This window comes from Stenotrophomonas maltophilia group sp. P373 (genome assembly GCF_053295075.1).
The window spans coordinates 3,379,232-3,400,330 of sequence record NZ_CM129994.1 but is presented as its reverse complement, the minus strand read 5'-3'; the positions used below and the strand labels follow the sequence as shown (position 1 = coordinate 3,400,330).

Annotated in this window: 15 protein-coding genes; 9 read left to right on the top strand and 6 right to left on the bottom strand. The window is 66.1% G+C overall.

Annotated features, from left to right (window positions below):
* Nucleotides 1-68 precede the first annotated feature (68 nt).
* The gene (locus ACSYHF_RS15800; RefSeq protein WP_005418574.1) at nt 69-1,679 is read left to right on the top strand and encodes a hypothetical protein; all 1,611 of its coding nucleotides are present in this window, start codon (nt 69-71) and stop codon (nt 1,677-1,679) included.
* 165 nt (nt 1,680-1,844) lie between these two features.
* On the opposite strand, the gene ACSYHF_RS15795 is transcribed toward ACSYHF_RS15800, so the two are convergent.
* Nucleotides 1,845-2,555 carry a glutathione S-transferase gene (locus tag ACSYHF_RS15795; RefSeq protein ID WP_197599050.1) on the bottom strand — a complete coding sequence of 237 codons (711 nt, stop codon included), beginning with the start codon at nt 2,553-2,555 and terminating at the stop codon, nt 1,845-1,847.
* A 169-nt stretch (nt 2,556-2,724) separates the two neighbouring features.
* Here ACSYHF_RS15795 and ACSYHF_RS15790 point away from each other — a divergent pair, with 169 nt between their 5' ends.
* The 3 genes from ACSYHF_RS15790 to ACSYHF_RS15780 all read left to right on the top strand — a co-directional run bounded on the left by ACSYHF_RS15790 (nt 2,725) and on the right by ACSYHF_RS15780 (nt 6,952).
* The gene (locus ACSYHF_RS15790; RefSeq protein ID WP_197599051.1) at nt 2,725-3,546 is read left to right on the top strand and encodes a DUF3014 domain-containing protein; all 822 of its coding nucleotides are present in this window, start codon (nt 2,725-2,727) and stop codon (nt 3,544-3,546) included.
* A gap of 181 nt (nt 3,547-3,727) precedes the next feature.
* On the top strand, nt 3,728-6,313 hold the full coding sequence (clpB, locus tag ACSYHF_RS15785) for an ATP-dependent chaperone ClpB (protein WP_005418568.1): 2,586 nt from the start codon (nt 3,728-3,730) through the stop codon (nt 6,311-6,313).
* Nucleotides 6,314-6,406: 93 nt separating this feature from the next.
* Nucleotides 6,407-6,952 (top strand): hypothetical protein, encoded by a 546-nt coding sequence (locus ACSYHF_RS15780; RefSeq protein ID WP_242441304.1) that lies wholly within the window; start codon nt 6,407-6,409, stop codon nt 6,950-6,952.
* Between the two features lie 39 nt (nt 6,953-6,991).
* Here the strand turns inward: ACSYHF_RS15780 and ACSYHF_RS15775 are convergent, their stop codons facing one another.
* The 3 genes from ACSYHF_RS15775 to ACSYHF_RS15765 form a co-directional block, all read right to left on the bottom strand.
* Nucleotides 6,992-7,792: a MipA/OmpV family protein gene (locus tag ACSYHF_RS15775; RefSeq protein ID WP_197599052.1), complete on the bottom strand. Its 801-nt coding sequence runs from the start codon at nt 7,790-7,792 to the stop codon at nt 6,992-6,994.
* 140 nt (nt 7,793-7,932) lie between these two features.
* Nucleotides 7,933-9,222, bottom strand: a complete 1,290-nt coding sequence (locus ACSYHF_RS15770; protein WP_095377240.1) for an ATP-binding protein — start codon at nt 9,220-9,222, stop codon at nt 7,933-7,935.
* On the bottom strand, nt 9,219-9,956 hold the full coding sequence (locus tag ACSYHF_RS15765; protein ID WP_005418539.1) for a response regulator transcription factor: 738 nt from the start codon (nt 9,954-9,956) through the stop codon (nt 9,219-9,221). Before ACSYHF_RS15765 ends, ACSYHF_RS15770 begins: the two co-directional genes overlap by 4 nt.
* Nucleotides 9,957-10,136: 180 nt before the next feature.
* Between ACSYHF_RS15765 and ACSYHF_RS15760 the strand changes: the two genes are divergently transcribed.
* A complete protein-coding gene (locus ACSYHF_RS15760) occupies nt 10,137-11,423 on the top strand; it encodes an O-acetylhomoserine aminocarboxypropyltransferase/cysteine synthase family protein (RefSeq protein ID WP_053500794.1) in 1,287 nt (428 codons plus the stop codon).
* A gap of 671 nt (nt 11,424-12,094) precedes the next feature.
* Here the strand turns inward: ACSYHF_RS15760 and ybaL are convergent.
* A complete protein-coding gene (gene ybaL / locus ACSYHF_RS15755) occupies nt 12,095-13,792 on the bottom strand; it encodes a YbaL family putative K(+) efflux transporter (protein ID WP_053501185.1) in 1,698 nt (565 codons plus the stop codon).
* Between the two features lie 481 nt (nt 13,793-14,273).
* Here ybaL and ACSYHF_RS15750 point away from each other — a divergent pair, with 481 nt between their 5' ends.
* The 3 genes from ACSYHF_RS15750 (at nt 14,274) to ACSYHF_RS15740 (ending at nt 16,363) form a co-directional block, all read left to right on the top strand.
* Nucleotides 14,274-14,813: a hypothetical protein gene (locus ACSYHF_RS15750; protein WP_197599053.1), complete on the top strand. Its 540-nt coding sequence runs from the start codon at nt 14,274-14,276 to the stop codon at nt 14,811-14,813.
* A gap of 44 nt (nt 14,814-14,857) precedes the next feature.
* Nucleotides 14,858-15,355, top strand: a complete 498-nt coding sequence (locus ACSYHF_RS15745; protein ID WP_447575789.1) for a hypothetical protein — start codon at nt 14,858-14,860, stop codon at nt 15,353-15,355.
* Between the two features lie 156 nt (nt 15,356-15,511).
* Nucleotides 15,512-16,363: a hypothetical protein gene (locus ACSYHF_RS15740; protein WP_235646723.1), complete on the top strand. Its 852-nt coding sequence runs from the start codon at nt 15,512-15,514 to the stop codon at nt 16,361-16,363.
* 104 nt (nt 16,364-16,467) lie between these two features.
* On the opposite strand, the gene ACSYHF_RS15735 is transcribed toward ACSYHF_RS15740, so the two are convergent.
* Nucleotides 16,468-18,855 (bottom strand): TonB-dependent receptor plug domain-containing protein, encoded by a 2,388-nt coding sequence (locus tag ACSYHF_RS15735; protein WP_065178907.1) that lies wholly within the window; start codon nt 18,853-18,855, stop codon nt 16,468-16,470.
* A gap of 333 nt (nt 18,856-19,188) precedes the next feature.
* On the opposite strand from ACSYHF_RS15735, the gene ACSYHF_RS15730 reads away from it, so the two are divergent.
* Entirely contained in the window at nt 19,189-21,054 is a 1,866-nt protein-coding gene (locus ACSYHF_RS15730; RefSeq protein ID WP_005418533.1) for an ABC-F family ATP-binding cassette domain-containing protein, read from the top strand.
* The last annotated feature ends 45 nt before the right edge of the window (nt 21,055-21,099 follow it).

Here is a 21,099-nt window from a genome sequence, read left to right as displayed (position 1 = left end):
ACGACGGAATTGGCGCCCAGGCGCCGCTGGGCCTACCATCGGCGGTCCCCACCCCCACCGCCCCTTCCATGTCCGCTCCCGCTTCCGCCGCACCGCGTCGCTGGTTCGTCGCCGGCGACTTCAACGGCTTCTTCGGCCTGGTCGTCGACAACCTTTCCATCCTCGGCTTCATCGCCATGGCCCTGGTCGGGATCTTCCAGTTCCCCGCCGACGTGGTGTTCGGCCGCATGTTCCCCGGCACGGCCTTCGGCGTGCTGATAGGCAACCTGCTGTACACCCTGATGGCACGCCGGCTGGCCGCGCGCAGCGGCCGTGACGACGTCACCGCCATGCCGCTCGGCCTGGATGCCCCCACCAGCATCGGCATGGCCCTGCTGGTGCTTGGCCCGGCCTTCATCGCGTTCAAGCAGCAGGGCATGGACCCGCACGCGGCGGGCATCGCCACCTGGCAGCTGGGCATGGCGGCGCTGGTCATCATGGGCGTGCTCAAGTTCGTGCTGTCGTTCTTCGGTGAAGCAGTCACCCGTGCGCTGCCGCGTGCCGCGCTGCTGGGTTCCATCGCCGGCATCGCGCTGGTGCTGATGGGCCTGTTGCCGCTGCTGGAGACGCTGCGCTCGCCGCTGGTCGGCTTCACCACGCTGGGCCTGCTGCTGTATGTGCTGATCGCCAAGGGCAAGCTGCCGGTGCGAGGCCCGGGCGTGCTGCTGGCCTTCGTGTTCGGCACCGCGCTGTACTACGGCCTGGGCCTGGCCGGGCTGGGCGCCCCCGGCTTCCATGTACCGGAGTGGGTGCCGCCGCAGGTGGTGCTGCCGCTGCCGACACTGGGCTTCCTCGACGGCCTGCCCACCGCGATGACCTACCTGCCGCTGCTGCTGCCGTTCGGCCTGCTGATGGTGGTCGGCGGCATCAATGTTTCTGAAAGCGCGCGTGCGGCCGGCGATGACTACCGCACCCGCGACATCCTGCTGGTGGAAGCGGTGGCTACGCTGGTGGCAGGCGTCTGTGGCGGCGTGGCGCAGACCACGCCGTACATCGGCCAGCCTGCGTACAAGCACATGGGCGCGCGCAGCGGCTATACGCTGCTGACTGGCCTGTTCGTCGGCATCGGCGGCATGCTTGGCATCATCTCCGGGCTGGTGCAGTGGCTGCCGCTGGCGGTGCTGGCACCGATCATCGTGTACGTGGCCATCGACATCACCACCCAGGCCTTCCAGGCCACGCCGCGCCACCATACCGGCGCGATGGTGTTCGGTTTCCTGCCGTCGGTGGCCTACCTGCTGGCGATCAAGGCACCCGGCTGGATCACACCGGATCAGCTGCCCCAGCTGCTGACCAAGCTCGACGGCCACGGCCTGCCGGAGCTGGCGGTGATCTTCACCCTCGGCAACGGCTTCATCATCACCTCGATGCTGTGGATTTCGGCGGTGGCGGCGATGGTCGATGGCCGCCTGCGCCGTGCCTGCGGCTTCCTGCTGGTGGCGGCGGTGCTGACCCTGTTCGGGCTGATCCACTCGGTGGATCCGCGCGGCGGCATCTACCTGCCGTGGGAGCTGGAAGGATTGGCGCGCATCATCAGTTTGCAGTTTGCCGGTGCCTACGTGGCCCTGGCGGTGCTGCTGGGCTTGCTGTCGCTGCAGAAGCAGCCGGTGAAGCCGCTGGGTGATCGCACCGATCATTGACCGGTGACGCCGGGCATGGTCCGGCGCTACCGCTTCTTCCACTTCTGGTGCTCTGTAGAGGCGAGCCTGCGCTCGGCTGCTCTGAGCCGAGCATGGCTCGGCTCTACAGGGGCGTGTTGCAGGCGGCGAATGCTTACAGCGCGCTCTGCCGGCCAGCGGCCGGCACTACCGCTCGGCGTCCAGCTCCGGGTAATGGCGGAAGATGCCATTGGTGTTGAATGCCAGCCGCCGTTCCGAGCCCAGGTAGGCGGCGATGTTCGGCCGCTTCGCCACCCGCTCCTGCAGCGCGCGCAGCAGGGGCACGGCGGGCGCCAGTGCCTGCATGCGGCGCGGGAACATGTAGTCCAGACCACTCAGCAGCTGGAACAGCGACAGATCCACATAGGAATGCTCGCGCAGTGCATGGCGGCCACCGTTGGCGGCCAGCACCTGCTCGAAATAGCCGAGGAACTTGGGCAGGCGCTCGCGGCGCAGTGACGCGGCCCGTGCCTTGGCCTCGGTCTTCTGCTCTTCGTAATACTTCGATGCGGCGATCGGATGGTGAGTGTCATGCACCTCGGCCACCAGGTCAGCGATGGTCAACTGCAGTTGCAACGCCTGCATCCGCCGCGATGCGGCCTGCGGCACCAGATCCAGCGTCGGGCCGAGGAAGTCCAGGATGGCGGCGACCTGCGCAATGACCTGGCGACCGGCCCTCAGGAACGGCGGCGCGAAGGGCTGTGCCCCGTCACTGCTGCCGTCGAGAAACGGTTGCATCACCGCATCACCGTGCACCCGCGCCATGTCGATGTAGTCGGCGCCGGCATCTTCCAGCGCCAGGCGCACGAACTCGCCACGGCCCTGGATACCGGTCCAGTAGTACAGCGCATATTGCATGGCAGTGTCTCCGCAGGACAAGACCCACAGCCTCGCGCGCGGCACGCAAAGCAGGCGTGAGCGCGGCTTTGGCGTGGGCCGAAGCCGAACGGCAGCGGAACAGGCAGGGAACCGGCTGGAACCGGTGGGGTCACACCTTGTCCATGCGTGTGAAACGAGGTGCTGCATCATGCAGAGTGGAAAGGCGGTATGGCCCTGGGTGCTGGGTGTGGTGGTGATCGGCGGCGCGGCCGGTTGGTTGTTCCGCGATCAGCTGAGGCACCTGGCAGACGGTGCTTCGGTGCCGGTGCACTCAACCCCCGCCAGCACCAGCGCACCGCCGCAACCGCAGGCGGCCGCGGACCCCGCGCCAGCACCGCCGCCGATCAGGCATCCGCTGGACACCGAGGCCGCCGCTGACCCGGCGCTGCCCAAGTTGGCCGACAGTGATGCGGCTGCCTGGGGCGCATTGAGCCAGCTGTTCCAGGGCGAGGGCCCGATGACCCTGCTGCTGCGCGATCACCTGATCCAGCGCCTGGTCACCCAGGTCGACAACCTGGACAAACCAAGCGTGCCGCCGACGGCGCTGGCCGCACGGCCGCTGCCGGGCAACCTGCAGGTCGAGCCTGGCGAGGGAGGGGAACGCATTGCGGCAAGCAACTCGGCGCGTTACGCGCCCTATGTGCAGGCCTTCACTGCGCTGGATCCAGCGGCAACGGCTACGGCGTACAAGCGCTTCTATCCGTTGATCCAGCAGGCCTACGTCGACCTGGGCCGGCCCGAGGGCTACTTCAACGACCGTCTGGTGGCGGTGATCGACCATCTGCTGGAGACCCCGGAACTGGTGCAGGCGCCATTGGTGCAGCGTGATGAGCGCGGTCGCTACCGCTTCGTCGATTCCACCCTGCAGTCGCGCTCGATAGGCCAGAAGGCGCTGTTGCGCATGGACGCCGTGCAGGCGCGGGCGGTCAAGCAGCAGCTGCGGGCGATCCGCAGCGCGATCACCGGCTGAGTCCGCTCACCGCGCGGAACTGATCGGGATCAACGCGCCGACCACACCCGTTCCGGCATGCTGGCCGCAGGCTGACTGGCCTCGGGGTGCAGTCGCAGCCACCCTTGAAACGGGGTGGGGCAACCGCATCTTCCCAGCATTGCCGGCGCGGGCCGGCCCTGATGACCGATGAGGATTCGCAATGCGGATGGACAAGCTCACCTCGCGTTTCCAGCAGGCGCTGGCAGACGCACAGTCGCTGGCCGTGGGCCGCGACAACAGCATCATCGAACCGGTTCACCTGTTCAGCGCGTTGCTGGACCAGCAGGGCGGCAGCACGCGCCCGCTGCTGGCCCAGGCCGGGGTGAACGTGCCGGTGCTGCGCGAGCGCCTGACCGAGGCGCTGGATGCACTGCCGAAGGTGTCCGGCCAGGCCGGCAACGTCTCGATGGGCAATGACCTGGGGCGCCTGCTGAACCAGACCGACAAGCTGGCCCAGCAGCACGGCGATGCCTTCATTGCCAGCGAGTGGTTCGTGCTCGCGGCGCTGGAAGACGGCGGCACGCTGGGCATGGCGCTGCGCGCCGCCGGTGCCGACAAGACCCGCCTGCAGGCTGCGATCGACAAGCTGCGTGGCGGCGAGAACGTGCAGTCGGAGAATGCCGAGGAACAGCGGCAAGCGCTGGAGAAGTACACCATCGACCTGACCGCGCGTGCCGAGAGCGGCAAGCTCGATCCGGTGATCGGCCGTGACGAGGAAATCCGTCGCACGATCCAGGTGCTGCAGCGCCGGACCAAGAACAACCCGGTGCTGATCGGCGAACCCGGCGTGGGCAAGACCGCAATCGTGGAAGGGCTCGCCCAGCGCATCATCAATGACGAAGTACCCGAAGGCCTGCGCGGCAAGCGCGTGCTGTCGCTGGACATGGGCGCGCTGATCGCCGGCGCCAAGTTTCGCGGTGAATTCGAGGAGCGCCTGAAGGGCGTGCTCAACGACCTGGCCAAGAACGAAGGACAGATCATCCTGTTCATCGACGAGCTGCACACCATGGTCGGCGCCGGCAAGGCTGATGGCGCGATGGATGCCGGCAACATGCTGAAGCCCGCCCTGGCGCGTGGCGAGCTGCACTGCATCGGCGCGACCACGCTGGATGAGTACCGCAAATACATCGAGAAGGACGCCGCGCTGGAGCGCCGCTTCCAGAAGGTGTTCGTCGGCGAACCCACGGTGGAGGACACCATCGCGATCCTGCGCGGGCTGAAGGAAAAGTACGCCGTGCACCACGGTGTGGAAATCACCGACCCGGCCATCGTGGCTGCCGCCACGCTGTCCAACCGCTACATCACCGACCGCCAGCTGCCGGACAAGGCCATCGACCTGATGGACGAAGCCGCCTCGCGACTGCGCATGGAGATCGATTCCAAGCCGGAGGAGCTGGATCGCCTGGAACGCCGGGTAATCCAGCTGAAGATCCAGCGCGAGATGCTGAAGAAGGAAAAGGACGAAGCCTCGCGGCAGCGCCTGGCCGATCTCGAAAAGGACATCGATGCGCTGGAGCGCGAGTTCTCCGATCTCAATGAAATCTGGAAGTCGGAGAAGGCAGCGCTGCAGGGCGCCACCAAGATCAAGGAACAGGTCGAGCAGGCCAAGCTGGAGCTGGAAGCTGCGCAGCGCCGCCAGGATTTCGCCAAGATGAGCGAAATCCAGTACGGCCTGTTGCCGCAACTGGAAAAGCAGCTGGCCGCCGCGCAGGAAGCCGAGCACAAGGACTTCAAGCTGGTACAGGACCGCGTGACCGATGAGGAGATCGCCGAGGTCGTTTCGCGCTGGACCGGCATCCCGGTCAACAAGATGCTCGAAGGCGAGCGCGACAAGCTGCTGCGCATGGAAGAAGTGCTGCACAACCGTGTGGTCGGCCAGGAAGAGGCGATCAAGGTCGTCTCCGATGCGGTACGCCGCTCGCGTGCCGGCCTGTCCGATCCGAATCGTCCGGCCGGCTCGTTCCTGTTCCTCGGCCCGACCGGCGTCGGCAAGACCGAGCTGTGCAAGTCGCTGGCCGAGTTCCTGTTCGACAGTGCCGACGCGATGATCCGCATCGACATGAGCGAGTTCATGGAAAAGCACAGCGTCGCCCGCCTGATCGGTGCGCCCCCGGGCTACGTCGGCTACGAGGAAGGCGGTTACCTGACCGAGGCAGTGCGTCGTCGCCCGTATTCGCTGATCCTGCTCGATGAGGTGGAGAAGGCGCATCCGGATGTGTTCAACATCCTGCTGCAGGTGCTGGACGATGGCCGCCTGACCGACGGCCAGGGCCGCACGGTGGACTTCCGCAACACCGTCATCGTGATGACCTCGAACCTGGGCTCGCATCAGATCCAGGACATGAGCAGCGACGACAGCCCGGAGGCCTACACGCAGATGAAGGCAGCAGTGATGGGCGTGGTGCAGGCGCACTTCCGTCCGGAGTTCATCAACCGCCTGGACGACATCGTGGTGTTCCACCCGCTGGACAAGCAGCAGATCAAGCAGATCGCACGCATCCAGATGCGCGGGCTCGAGAAGCGCCTGGCCGAGCGCGGTTTGAAGCTGGCGGTCTCCGATGCGGCATTCGATCTGCTCGGCAACGTCGGCTTCGACCCGGTGTATGGCGCGCGCCCGCTGAAGCGCGCGATCCAGTCGCAGCTGGAGAATCCGCTGGCGCAGCAGATCCTGTCCGGTGCCTTCGTCAACGGTGACACCATCGAAGTCGGCAACGACGGGGGACGCCTGGTCTTCGCCAAGGCTTGAACCGGTGGCGCGCCTGCCCTGGCTGGCGCGCCACCAAAGCCCTGGCAAGGCACAATGATCCCGTTTCACTTTCGCAAGGACGAGGAGAACCGCATGGACGTTACCCGAAGGGTTTCACTCTGCATGGCGCTGGCGCTCGCTGCTGTTTCTGGACACGCTGCAGCCGTCGAACAGGTCCAGCTGCCGCCGATGAAGGGTTACCAGCAGGCCCACCAGAGCACCGACGCACAAGGCAACCGCATCACCGAGTACGTGCCGCAGGGCCAGACCGTGCAGGACTGGACCGACATGGTCACTGTCAATGATGCGCCGAACAGTGGCCATGTGAGTCCGCGCGAGTTCCTCGGCATCATCGAGGCGGGGTGGCGCGTGGCCTGTCCGGCAGCGCAGAGCCACTGGATCCGCGAAGGCGAGGAGGGCGGACGGCCATTCGCGCTGCTGATGCTCAGTTGCCCGCTGAACCCCGGCACCGGCAAACCGGAGTTCACCTGGATCAAGGGCATGCAGGGCAGGCAGGGCTTCCACACCGTGCAGAAGTCGTTCCGCGCCGAGCCGGAGAAGGACGACGTCGTGCAGTGGATCGGCTGGCTGCGCGAGGTCGGCTTGTGCGGCAGCGGCGCCGCACAAGCCTGCCACTGATCGCAGCGAAAGAGGGCGCCCCGCGGCGCCCTTCATGCATCAGAAGCGGTGCGTATAGCCGCTCATCACGCCGAACTGGTTGGCCTTCTGCACGATCGGGCTGTCGGCGGCATCGCCGAGCAGGCGCGTGCCTTCGGCCGAGATGTACCAGTTGCCATTACGGCCCACGCGGTGGCTCCACTTCAGGCCGACACCGGCGCTGACCAGGCCCGCCTTCGGTTTGTGCTCGGCAAAGCCGGTGCGCGCGGCCTGTTCCGGACTGACGCCGTACCAGGTCTGCATGTAGCCACGGTTGCCGTAGTCGGTGGAGACGCTGCCGCTGACCACGCCACCGGCCAGGTCGAACAGCGGCATGCTCAGGTTCAGGTGGATCTGCTGGGTAGCCAGTCCGTTCTCAGCCTTGTCCTCGTCCTTGCGGGTGAACTGCCAGGAGCCGCTCAGCACGGCCTCGCCCAGCGTATATCCAGCCGAGACACCGACCAGGGGACGGGTATCGATATCGCCCATGCCGCGCAGGAAGTCCGAACCGCCGAGCAGCGAATCCTTGTCCCTGCGGATACCGCTGGCACCGACATAGGCGCGCACGCGGGTGTGCTCGCCGAGGGTCGTGCCCCAGCCGATGCCACTGGTGCCCAGAAACCAGCCCCCCGGCGAGGTGACATCGAGGGACAGCGAAGGCGTCGCACGGTACTCCTCGCTGCCGCTGTAGCGCGGCGCCACGCCACCGCCGGCGGCGAGCTCGAAGGTCCAGTGGTCATCCTTGGCGTGGGCGATCGGGGCGGTGAACAGCGGCAACAGGGCCAGGTGGAGCAGGGCGGGGGAACGGCGAAGCTGGGACATGGAAACTCTCGACAATGGGAGGAAAGCAGCGCGCGCATCCGGCGAGTGCTGCAGGGTCGCTAGCGTGGCGATACGCCGGCGACCGATCCGTCCGCAGTTGTGCGGGAGTTGTAATCAACTGTAATTGCGCCCGTGGGCGTTCAGCTGGCAGCCAGCGGCCAGTGCATTTCCAGGCGTGCGCCGCCGAGGGCGGCGCGACCGATGCGCAGTTCGCCGTGGTGGCGTGCGGCAATGCGGCCGACGATCGCCAGGCCCAGGCCGAAGCCGCCGGTGTCGCGGCTGCGGCTGTCATCCAGGCGGGTGAACGGGCGGACCACCTTTTCGCGGTCAGCCTCGGCGATGCCGGGGCCGTCGTCGTCCACGCGCAGGCAGGCGCGCCCGCCCACACTCACCAGCGACACGTCCACCTGCGAGCGCGCGTGGCGCAGGGCATTGCCGACCAGATTGCTCAGCGCCAGCTGCAGCAGGCGCGGTTCCGCTTCCAGCCGAGGCAGGGCGCTGGGCTGCACGCGCAGCACCAGGCCGGCACGTTCGGCATCGCGGCGGGCATCGGCCAGGCAGGCCTGCAGCCAGTCGTTGGCTTCGATCCGCTGCATCGGTTCGCCCTCGCTGGGATGCTCCAGCCGTTCGTAGGCCAGCAGTTCGCTGACCAGCCGGTTGAGCTCGGCCAGGTCGCCATGCAGGCCCTGCGCCAGTCGTTCGCGGCGCTCGCGGTCATCGCTGTCCTGCATCAGGTCCAGGCCGAAGGCCACGCGCGCGATCGGCGTACGCAGTTCGTGGGAGATCGCATGGGTCAGGTCGCGCTGGCGCTGTACCAGTTCGGCCACGCGCGCGGCCATGCGGTTGGAATGGTCGACGATGACCCGGATCTGCGAGCGTGGCGAGACCTGCGCGCGTGCCTGCAGATCGCCGGCGCCGATGCGGTCGGCATGCACGCGCAGGGCATCCAGATCGCGCCAGAGCAGGCGTACCCAGGCGTACAGGCTGGCGCCGACCAGCAGCAGGATGCTGAGGTAGGCCGCGATGGTCATGTACGTGGTCATCTGCACCGCGCCAGGCACGCGCAGGTGCAACCAGCGACCATCGATGCCTTCGATGGGCAGCAGGACCTGCTGGTACTGATCGCGCACGATGAAGCCATCGGCCTGCACGGCTGCCTGTTCCTGCGGGGTCAGCGCGGGAGGCTTGTCGAGCAGGGTCAATGCGATGCCATAGTGCGGTTGCCACCGCTGCAGGCGCTCACGCTGCTGGCTACCGTCCAGGCCGGCCAGGCCGCTGCGCAGGGCGTACACCTGCCCGCGCACCTGCTGGACGAAAACGCGATCCTGCACGGGCGTATAGATGCTGTCGAGCACCCGGTTGAGAAAGAACACCGAGGCCAGGAAACAGGCGCCGGTGATGAACCACAGCCACAGGAACAGCCGCTTCATGCCGTCCAGGCCGACGGATTGAACTGGTAGCCGCGGCCCCACACGGTCTTGATCCGCCGCGGCTCGCGCGCATCGTCGCCGAGCTTGCGACGCAGCTTGCCGATGCAGACGTCAACGCTGCGGTCCAGGCCGTCGAAACCGATTCCGCGCACCGCCTGCAGGATCTGGTCACGGGACAGGATCTGCCCCGGCTGGCTGGCCAGCAGCCACAGGATCTCGAATTCGGTGGTGCCCACGTCCACCGTGGCACCGTGCAGGTGTACCTCACGCTGCATGCGGTCGATCAGCAGTTCGCCGTGCATCAGCCGGCTGGGCGTGCCGGTGTTGCTGCTGCCGTGGCGGCGGCGCAGCAGGGCGCGCAGGCGGGCCAGAAGCAGGCGTGGTTCGATGGGCTTGTGCACATAGTCGTCGGCGCCCGATTCCAGGCCCAGCACCTGTTCGATGTCGTCCTCGCAGGCGGTCAGCATCAGGATCGGCACATCGGAGAAGCTGCGGATCTGGCGGCACACGTCGATGCCGCCCAGGCCGGGCAGCATCAGGTCCAGCACCACCAGCTCCGGCGCGTGCTGGCGGCAGGCGGCGCCGGCCAGGTCGCCGCGTGCGATGTGCTGCACAGCGAAGCCATGCTGGTGGAGGTAGTCGCTCACCAGTTCGGCCAGGCGACGGTCGTCCTCTACCAGCATGACCGACGTAGGCGAACTGCTGGTGGTGGGATGCCAGGGCGATGGCTGCATGGGTGGGGCCTCCGTGCCCGGGCAGCAGCGCCCGGCGGCGCAGCCTAGCAGCGCCCCATGACGGCTGCCTGAATCGCGGCCAACCTGATAACCGCCGGTACGGGCGTCATCGCCAGTGGCTTTCAGTGGCGGGCGCGGGCTGGCCTATGGTGGCGGTTTCCCCGGATGGAGCCTGGTGCAATGAGCGAACCGCAGTGGCAACTGGAAACCCTGGCCGTGCACGGCGGCTACCGTCCCGACCCGACCACCCGCGCGGTGGCGGTGCCGATCTACCAGACCGTGGCGTATGCCTTCGATGACACCCAGCACGGCGCCGATCTGTTCGACCTGAAGGTGCCCGGCAATATCTACACCCGCATCATGAACCCTACCACCGACGTGCTGGAGCAACGCCTGGCCGCACTGGAAGGTGGCATCGGTGCGCTGGCGCTGGCCTCGGGGCAGGCCGCGATCACCTATGCCCTCCAGACCATCGCCGAGGCCGGTGACAACATCGTCGCCTCCAGCGCGCTGTATGGCGGCAGCCTCAACCTGCTGGCACACACGCTGCCGCAGTATGCCATCCAGGCGCGCTTCGCTGACCCGGCCGATCCTTCTGCGTTCGCCGCGCTGATCGACGAGCGCACCAAGGCGGTGTTCGTCGAATCGATCGGCAACCCGCGCGGCAACGTCACCGACATCGCCGCCATTGCTGAGGTCGCACATGCCGCGGGTGTGCCGCTGATCGTCGACAACACCGTGGCCACGCCGTTCCTGCTGCGCCCGTTCGAGCACGGTGCCGACATCGTCGTGCACTCGCTGACCAAGTACCTGGGTGGCCACGGCAACAGCCTTGGCGGTGCCATCATCGACTCCGGCCGCTTCGACTGGGCGGCGCAGCCGAAGCGTTTCGCCCGCCTCAACCAACCCGACCCCAGTTACCACGGCGTGGTCTATACCGAAGCACTGGGGCCGGCGGCCTACATCGGCCGCGCGCGGGTGGTCCCGCTGCGCAATACCGGTGCCGCGTTGTCGCCGTTCAATGCGTTCCTGATCCTGCAGGGCATCGAGACCCTGGCCCTGCGCATGGAGCGCATCAACGCCAATGCACTGGCCGTCGCGCAGTTCCTGAAGGCGCACGACAAGGTCGCCTGGGTGCGTTACGCGGGATTGGCCGACGATCCCGAGCATGCCGCCGCGCAGCGCTATCTGGGTGGGCACGGCTCGGGCGTACTGACCTTCGGCCTGCCCGGCGGCCGTGAAGCCGGCGCGCGCTTCCTCGATGCCCTGAAGCTGTTCACCCGCCTGGTCAACCTGGGTGATGCGAAGTCACTGGCCACCCATCCGGCCTCGACCACCCATCGCCAGCTGGATGCCGCGGAGCTGGCCAAGGCCGGCGTCAGTGAGGACACCGTGCGGCTGTCGATCGGCATCGAACACATCGGCGACCTGCGCGCCGACCTGGAGCAGGCCCTGGCCGCCGCCTGATAGCCACGCGCTTGGTCGTCATCGCCACAGGCGATCACCGCCGGCCACGCGATGCGCTAGGGTGGAACTGCCTCTCCAAGGCGTGGCAACGTGGCGATCCAGATCCCCGGTCGATGCGGGTCGACCGGGGATTTTTTTTTTCCGGGGTCAGATCCGTTTTCCTGTGGAAAACAGATCTGACCCCATGTGCCGACGGTCGGCATCAATCCTGGTAGATCCACGCCATGCGTGGATGGATCACCATCGGAATCGAACATTCCGACAGTTCATCAAACAGCATCCACGCATGGCGTGGATCTACTGCAGAACGCGGGAAATTGTCGAAGGCGGGGTGGGTCCGCTTGCGGGGGCGTGAGCCGCATGGGCCCGAGGCATGCCTCGGGCGGGTTGGGCAGGACGCCCAACCCCGGTCTTGCCGTGTGCGCAGGATTGCGCACACGAGCAAGCGGCGACCGAGCTTACATGGGTGAGGGCGCTTTGCTTGCGAAGCACTGCTTCGCAAGCGCCCGAACGCACAGCCGCCAGCGGCTGGGCCGGGCCCCGGAGGGGTACTTGCAGCGGCCCCTGCAAGCGGACCCACCCCGCCATCCCACGGATAGTCAGCTTTTGCCTTTGCCTTTGCCTTTGCCTTGGCAGGTGCAGGGCTGCAAGCCCCGCCGCAAGCACACCCCTCATACCACCGGAATGCTGTGCTGCCCCAGATTCCGGTACGGCGGCGTGGACATGACCATCTCCGCCAGCGAATAGGCCAGCTCGCGCTCGGCCATCACCGTGCCATCGGCACCATGCTCCAGCAGATGCTTCACTTCGGCATCGCTGTGCGCACGTGCCAGCAGGGTCAGGTCCGGGTTGATCGCACGCAGCTTGGCCAGTGCCTCGCCGGCTTCCAGCGGCTGTGGGATCGCCAGCACTGCGATCTTGGCCCGCTCCGGATGGGCCTCGGCCAGCACCCGGTCGGCGGCGGCGCTGCCACGGATCGCTGCCAGGCCCCTGGCGTGCGCCTGCTCGACGTGCTCTTTGTTGTCATCGATCACCAGCACCGGCACGCCGCGATCGCGCAGTACCTGGGCCAGCTCGCTGCCCACCCGGCCATAGCCGATCACGATGGCATGGTCATGCAGGTCGCGCGACGGGCCGGTCGCCTCCTCCGGCTCCGGCGTTTGCGGCTGCTTTTCCTGCTTGGCCTGCCATCGGTCGAGCAGGCCGAACACCAGCGGGTTGAGCATGATCGATACCAGCGCGCCGGCCAGCACCAGCGACTGGCCTTCCTTCGGCAGGATCTGCAGCGCCACGCCGAGGCCGGCGATGATGAAGGCGAACTCGCCGATCTGGGCGAGGCTGGCCGAGATGGTCAGCGCAGTGCTGGTCGGGTGGCCGAACGCACGCACGATGAAGAACGCGGCTGCCGACTTGCCGAACATGATGATCAGCACCGTGGCCAGCACCTGCCACGGATGCTGGACGAGGATGTTGGGGTCGAACAGCATGCCGACCGAGACGAAGAACAACACCGCGAACGCATCGCGCAGCGGCAGCGAATCGTGCGCGGCCTTGTGGCTCAGTTCCGATTCGTTGAGCAGCATGCCGGCGAAGAACGCGCCCAGCGCGAACGAGACGCCGAACAGCATCGCCGAGCCGAACGCCACCCCCAGCGCGATTGCCAGCACCGACAGGGTGAACAGTTCGCGCGAACCGGTACCGGCGATACGTTCGAGGATCCAAGGGATGACCCGGCGCCCGACCACCAGCATCACCGCCACGAACAGGCCCAGCTGCACGAAGGTCCAGCCGATGTCGGCCAGCACGCTGCCCAGCGAGTGCGACTCCTTGGCCGCGTCGGGGCCGAACACACCGGCCATCACCGGCATCATCACCAGTGCCAGCACGCAGGCCAGGTCTTCCACGATCAGCCAGCCGACCGCGATCTTGCCGCGCATGGTTTCCAGCAGACGGCGTTCCTCCATCGCCCGCAGCAGTACTACGGTACTGGCCGTGGCCAGCGAGAAACCAAAGATGACGCCGTGAATGGCCGGCCAGCCCATCAGCGAGGCCACGCCCCAGCCGAGCAGGGTGGCCACCGCGATCTGGCCGATGGCGCCGGGGATGGCGATAGCCTTGACCGCCATCAGGTCCTTCAGCGAGAAGTGCAGGCCGACGCCGAACATCAGCAGCATCACGCCCAGTTCGGCCAGCTGGTTGGCCAGCGCCTGGTCGGCGACGAAGCCGGGGGTGAACGGGCCTACGCAGATGCCAGCAACCAGGTAACCGACCAGGGGAGACAAGCGGAGCTTGTTGGCCAGCGCGCCGAAGATGAAGGCGAGCCCCAGGCCAACGGCCACGATGTTGATCAGGTCGGTGTCATGGTGCATCGGCACTCGCAGGAAATCGGGGGTGCCCCGATTTTCACCGATGAGGCCAGATACGGCAAACCGGGCCAGCGTATCGGATCGTTGCGTGGGCGGAGCCATCAGTGGTCGGCGTCCGACCTGGCGTGTGCGGGGCGGTCGAGGGTGGCGCTGTCGGGATCGGACCTATTTGGGGTGGCCAGTGGCTCTGGACAGTGAACCGCAGCCAGGCCGACGCCAGCCGAGAAAGGCACGGGAAGGGGATGGGTTCGATACGCGGCGGTGCCATCGCAGGACCCTTTGCCCCTGTGCGCCAAGGTTTTCAGTCGATGCGACAGCATCCAAGGGCCGGTGGCCGGCCGGGAGGCGCAGGCGACGGGGCTGAAGTTTGCAATCTGGCGGAGGGTTCCTCGAGTCCGGAACACGTCACCATGTGTCCGCTACTCCGTTCTGCTGACCAATCAGAGGGGCCTGCTCTCTCCAGACCGCATGGGCGAACGACCACATGAAGCTTCCCGCCATTGACGTAGTGATTCAGGCGATAGGTCAAGACACAAGCTCGGCGCCCCTGTCCCGCTTGCTCCTTGATCTGGAAATTGGTGAGCGCGACTTTCGTCACTATCCGTTGAAGTTGGCGGGAATGCGGTTCTGGACTGACGAGGAAAATACGCTGCAGTTGGAATTCAAGGACGTCGGGCTGCTGGTGGGCATTCCTTGCCACGACCTGGACGAAGGGCCCTGGGTACTGACAAGCGTAGCGCTCTGGGGAGCGAGAGTGAGTAAGAAGAACAAAGTCAGGAAGGAGAAGCCTGCCTACTCAGGCCCGTTGCCCTGTGGACTGAGCTTTTCCATGCTGCGCCAGCATGTAAGGGAGCGACTCGCCGCGTTGAGTGCAGGGAATGCTGTTGAAATGGGACTTGATGGTGAGGTGGATGTCTGGTGCATCAGTGGCTTGGAGCTTGCGGTTGATTTCTCTGGTCCAGATGACTCGATTCGCTGCATCTCGTTGAGCATCCCCATCAAGCGTAGCGATCACCATCCGTAAGCGCTACGTAGGCGCATCTCGCCCATACAGATAGGCGGAATTTCATGAATCATCCCACCGTTGAAGAGTTCATCGCCGCGATCGGTAGAGATTCGGAATCGAAGGAGCTCGAAACCATCTTTTCCAGGATCGGAATCCAGCTTCAGAATCTGGATGATTACCGCCTGGGTGTCAGTGGTCACCGGATCTGGGCAGATGACGCTGCTGGACTGCAGCTTGAATTCAAGGATGCCGGTCTGGTCTCAGAGACCGCCTATCACGACATCGATGATGGCCCCTGGATGCTCACCGACGTGATCTTCTGGGGCTGGCGAAATTACACCGGCACCCAGTATGAAGGGCCGATGCCTTTCGGCCTGAACTTCCTGATGTCCAGGGACCAGATCAGGTCGGACGCATCTGCCGATCTGGGGGCGCCAATGGTGTTTGGTCTGTCTGGCAATGTCGACGCATGGATGCTCGGAAAGCTGGAGCTGGCTGTCGACTACGACGGTGAAAGAGGAGTCCGCTGCGTCAGCCTGGGGCTGCCACAAGAGGAATGAATGGACCTACAGGCGATAACGGCCCTGTTTGGCAGAAGCGCCACTGACCCAGCCGTCTCAACGATGCTGCAGTGGCTTGGCGTCAGGCGAAGGCCAGAGCTGGCCCGTCCTGCCAAAAGCCCTTACGAGGCGATTGTGCGTGTGAGCGCGCGGGGCATGCTGTTCTCCTTCAGCGAGCGCAACTACTGGAACGGGCGATCCATTGCTTCGCACGGCAAGAGCGGTGAGCTGATCTTCACCAACGTTGCGGTGACGGCCGGCATTCCGGATGTCATGCGCAGGTACGAAGGCGACCTGCTGTTTGGCCTGCAATGGGAGGACGATAGGACGACAGCGCGCGAAAGGCTCGCCACGGCGGGCTTTGGGGACAGCTTGCACGCCGGCAGGCGTGACGCGTGGTGGTTGCCTGACTACCGCATCCGTCTGACGTATCAGGCTGGATGCATCAAACAGGCAGGAGCGTGTGGGATCTTTGATATCAGTTTGGGAATTCCCATGCATCCATTGGCTTGCGCACCGGCAACGCGCGAGTACCCTTCGGCGGAGCAGGTGCTCGCTGTCCTCGGCAGATCGACCAATGACCCCGATTTCCAGGTCGCGTTCCGGGACCTTGGTCTTGCGAGTCTGATGGCGGAGGCGAGCAGCGAGGTCGTTGATAGAGCCGACGAGCATGGCTTCATCCTTTACTTTGACAGTAGGCAGGGCGTGCCCGGTAGCCATCCGGTATGCACCGGCATCAGTTTCGTCCGCGATCGACTGGGAAACTCAAGAGCCTGGGCTGGGCCGCTGCCATTCGGCCTTCAATTCGATGATCCGCCGTCCATTCTCGAAGAGCGCATGGATCAACGAGCCAGTCGTTGGCTTGATGAAGGAACGTTTGGCAGCGCGAGGTGGTCGCTGCCTGGTCTTCAAGTGAGCGTGAATTTTGACAGTCTGGACAACTGTCTCGAGTCTGTCCGTGTGATCGCAGAAGGTCATCGCACGTCCAATTGCCAGCCGCGCGGCTGATCTTGCCCGCAGCACATAACAAAACACCCGCCGGATCACTCCGGCGGGTGTGAGAGATGTGGCTAGGAGTTGCCGGCCAGCGGCCGGCACTACCAGAGACTCGCTTACCAGGTGTACTTGATCCGCCCGTACACATACGCGCCGTTGAAGCCGAACGGCGAGTAGTTGCTGTACGGCAGCATGCCGAAGGTGGAGTTCTGCAGGTCTTCGGTGCGGTCCGGGTACTTGTCCAGCAGGTTGTCGGCGCCCACGGTCAGGGTCCAGTTGCTGCTCGGCTTGTAGCTGGCCGAGGCATCCACCACCCAGGCATCGCCGTAGGTCTGGTCGCGCAGCGCGGTGGCCGAGTTGCGCACGGTGAACTTGCCGTAGCGGGTTGCGGCCAGGCCCAGTTCCCAGTGATCCGAACGCCAGGTGCCACTCAGGATCGCCTTGTCGCGCGGGTAGCTGTCCTCGATGCGACCGATCTCATCACGGCCGATCAGCGACTGGGTCAGGCCCAGGGTGCCGAACACCGCCGGAGTGCCGCCGACGCGGCGCACTTCGGTGTCGTTGTAGCTGTAGGCGGCGGTCAGCTCCAGGCTGCTGGCGCTGAACGGCACCGTGTAGCTGGACACGAAGTCGACGCCACGGGTGCGCGTATCCAGGCCGTTGGTGAAGTACGAGAACGCAGTCACCTGCGGCAGGCCCAACCCGGCCAGCAGGGCACTGGATGCCGCGTTGGTAGTGATGCTGGACGACAGCGCGATGCGGTCATCGATGTCGATCTGGTACGCATCGACGGTGATGTACAGGCGGTCGACCGGCTGCAGTACCAGGCCCAGGCTGTAGGAGGTGGAGGTCTCGGCCTTCAGCGGCGAGGCGCCCAGCGCCTGCGCGGCCGGGCTGGTGGTCGGGAAGGTGCCGCGTTCAACGAACACGCCATTGAGGAACTGGCTGGTGACCGCCTGGTAGCCCTGCTGCGCCAGCGACGGTGCACGGAAGCCGCTGGAGGCGGTGGCACGCAGCGCGACCTTGTCGGTGAACGCATAGCGCGCCGACAGCTTGCCGGAGAAGCGGTCGCCGAAGTCCGAGTAGTCCTCGTAGCGGCCGGTGATGCCGGCCGAGAACTTTTCGGTCAGGTCCGCTTCCAGGCCGGCATAGACCGCGTAGTTGTGGCGGTCGGCATGCACTTCATTGGTCGGGGTGAAGCCGGCGAAGCCCTGCGCGCCACTGCCGGTGTACGAGTTCAGTTCGCCCGGATTCTGGTCCCACTTCTCCTTGCGGTACTCACCGCCGAAGGACAGCGTGACCGGGTAGGCCAGGCCCCAGTCCAGCGACTTGGTCAGGTCGGCGTTGAAGATGTCCTGCTGGTACTTCAGCGTGCCGTCGTAGAACGAGCGCGGGCTGGTCGCACCGAGGCTGTAGTTGATGCTGTTGCGGGTGTGGAAATCGAGGGTGTTCTCGCCGTGGTTCAGGCTCAGGTCCCAGGTCCAGCCGCTGTCGGTGTTGCCCTTGACCCCGGCCACCAGCGAGCGGTCCTTGGAATACTGGTTGATCTCCGGCACGTAGCCGTCCGGATAGGTCTGCGCCAGCAGCGCGCTCTGCCCGCTGTGGTTGCGCGAACGGTAGAACGCAAACGAGGTGATGTCGCGATTGCTGAGCAGCGCGCTGGCGTAGCCGGTCACGTGGTCGCTGAAGTCGAAGCTGGCGTTGGCCGACGCAGCAGTGGCATCCACGCGCGGGTCGCCGACGATGAAGGTCTTCTGGCCGATGCTGGGGAAGTTGCCGGTGTTCGGCGTGGTGCCGCGGTACGGGCCGGCGCGGTTGCTTTCATCCTGCTGGCTGATCTGGCCGGCCACGTGCACGCGGCCTCGGCCGTTGCCGAACTCGACGCCGGTATCGCCGGAAAGCTGGTACTTGTTGCCGTCGCCGGCGGAGTACTGGCCGTAGTCCACGGCCAGGCTGCCGCCACTGCCGCTGCCCTTGAGCACGATGTTGATGACGCCGGCAATGGCGTCCGAGCCGTACTGCGCCGACGCGCCGTCGCGCAGCACTTCCACGCGCTCGATCGCGGCGATCGGGATCGCGTTGATGTCCACCGCAGACGAGCCACGACCGATGCTGCCGTTGACGTTGATCATCGCTGAGGTGTGGCGGCGCTTGCCGTTGACCAGCACCAGCACCTGGTCCGGCGACAGGCCGCGCAGTTGCGCCGGGCGCACGCCGCTGGTGCCGTCGGTCAGTGCCGGGCGCGGGAAGTTCAGCGAGGGCAGGGCGCGTGAAAGGGCGGTGGCCAGTTCGCTGGTGCCGGTGGACTGCAGCGCTTCGGGGGTGATGATGTCGATCGGCGACTGCGATTCGGCGACGGTGCGGTCGGCCACGCGGGTGCCGGTGACGATCACGGTGTCCAGGGTGTTGGCGGCGGTGCCGGCCTGCTGGGCGGCGGCGACGAACGGAGAGCCACCGAGTGCGACAGCGACGGCGGCGGCGATCAGGCTGGTCTTGCGGGTCATCGGGATGGGCTCCGGTTGGCGGGGGCGGCACCGGAATCGACATCACGGGGGTGAGGCGGACGGCGGTTGTTGCGGTGCGCAATACAGCAATTAACGGGATATTCAGTGCCTGTCAAATGCCGGTCATCGGAAAAAACGTTGCAGCAGCAACCATTTAGCCCGGACAGGCATCGGCGGGGAGGAGACCCGGGACGCGCGCGGCGAGGACGTGGGAGAGAGGAACGTCGGCCACTGCGCATCCCGGGACGCGTCAAGTATTCGTTAACGCTAGAATTGCGTCGCAGGAACAGTGCTCACCAGCACATTCCATCCGGTTATATGGACCCCTCCCCGATGATCTCCCTTCGTAATTTCGCCTTGCGCCGCGGCGAGCGGCTGCTGTTGTCCAATGTCGACCTGACCCTGCACGCCGGTTACCGGGTAGGTGTGGTCGGCCGCAACGGTGCTGGCAAATCCAGCCTGTTCGCGGCGGTGAAGGGCGAACTGGAGGCCGACAAGGGTGACGTCGACCTGCCCGGCAAGGTCCGTATCGCCAGCGTGGCCCAGGAAACCCCGTCGCTGCCGGACCCGGCGCTGAGCTTCGTGCTGGGCGGCGATACCGAGGTGGCCGCGGTGCTGGCCGAAGAGGCCGAGGCGACCGCCCGCGAAGACTGGGAGGCGGTGGCCAACGCACACACGAAGATGGCCGAGATGGGCGCCTACGACGCCGAAGCGCGCGCCGGTAAGCTGTTGCACGGCCTTGGTTTCCCGGCCGAGACCCACCACCGCGCGGTGTCCTCGTTCTCCGGTGGCTGGCGCGTGCGCCTGAACCTGGCCCGCGCGCTGATGATGCCCAGCGACCTGCTGCTGCTCGACGAACCGACCAACCACCTCGATCTGGACGCGGTGTACTGGCTGGAACAGTGGCTGCTGAAGTACCCGGGCACCCTGCTGCTGATCTCGCATGACCGCGAGTTCCTCGACAACGTGGCCACCCACACCCTGCACCTGCACGGCGGCGGCGCCAAGCTCTACCCGGGCGGCTACACCGATTTCGAGCGCCAGCGCGCCGAACAGCTGCGCCAGCAGCAGATCGCGCACGAGAAGGAGCAGGCCGAGCGTGCCCACCTGCAGAGTTTCATCGACCGCTTCAAGGCGCAGGCCAGCAAGGCCGCGCAGGCGCAGAGCCGCATGAAGCGCCTGGCCAAGCTGGCCGGCACCGAAGCGGTGCGCGCCGAACGCGAGTTCCGCATCGAGTTCGCGCCGCCGGCCAAGCTGCCGTTCTCGCTGATCCGCCTGAATCACGTCGAGGCTGGCTATGGCCAGGACGCGGTGATCCTGCACAACGTCGGATTCGGCCTGGAAGCGGGCCAGCGCATTGGCCTGCTCGGCCCGAACGGCGCCGGCAAGACCACCCTGGTGAAGACCCTGGTGGGTGAACTGGCGCCGATCGTCGGTGAGCGCATGGCGCACCCGGACCTGAAGATCGGCTACTTCGCCCAGCACACGGTGGAGTCGCTGCACGAAGGCCAGTCGCCGATGGAGCACTTCCGCGAGATTGCCCCGGATGCGCCGAACCAGTCGTTCCGCGATTTCCTTGGCAAGTGGAATTTCCCGGGCGACCGTGCGTTCGAGCCGGTCGATGGTTTCTCCGGTGGCGAGCGCGCGCGCCTGGCGCTGGCGCTGATCGCCTGGCAGCAGCCGAACGTGCTGCTGCTGGACGAACCGACCAACCACCTTGACCTGGAAATGCGCGAAGCGCTGGCCGAAGCGCTGGCCACCTTCGAAGGCGCGATCGTGATGGTCTCGCATGACCGCCACCTGATCGGCCTGGTCTGCGATACCTACTGGCGCGTGGCCGATGGCGTGGTCGAGCCGTTCGACGGTGACCTGGATGCATACGCCGCGTGGCTGCGTACCCGTCCGCAGGCGCAGGGCACGAAGGCCCGCATGGAGCAGGTGGAAGAGCCGGTGGTGGTCAAGACCGCCCCGGTGGCACAGGTGGTGCAGAAAAAGCCCGTGAACCCGCACAAGCTGGCCGCCGCCGAGGCCAAAGTGGCCGAGCTGGAAGGTGTGCTGGCCGAGCTGGACCGCCAACTCGCCGACCCGGCCAACTATGCCGATGCCAGCCGCATGGCGGTGATCGGCCGTGACCGCGAAACCGCTGCCGCGCAGCTGGAAAAGGCCGAAGCGGCCTGGATGGAACTGCTCGAGTCCTGACCGGTAGTGCCGGCCGCTGGCCGGCAGCGCGATGCGCCCACAACG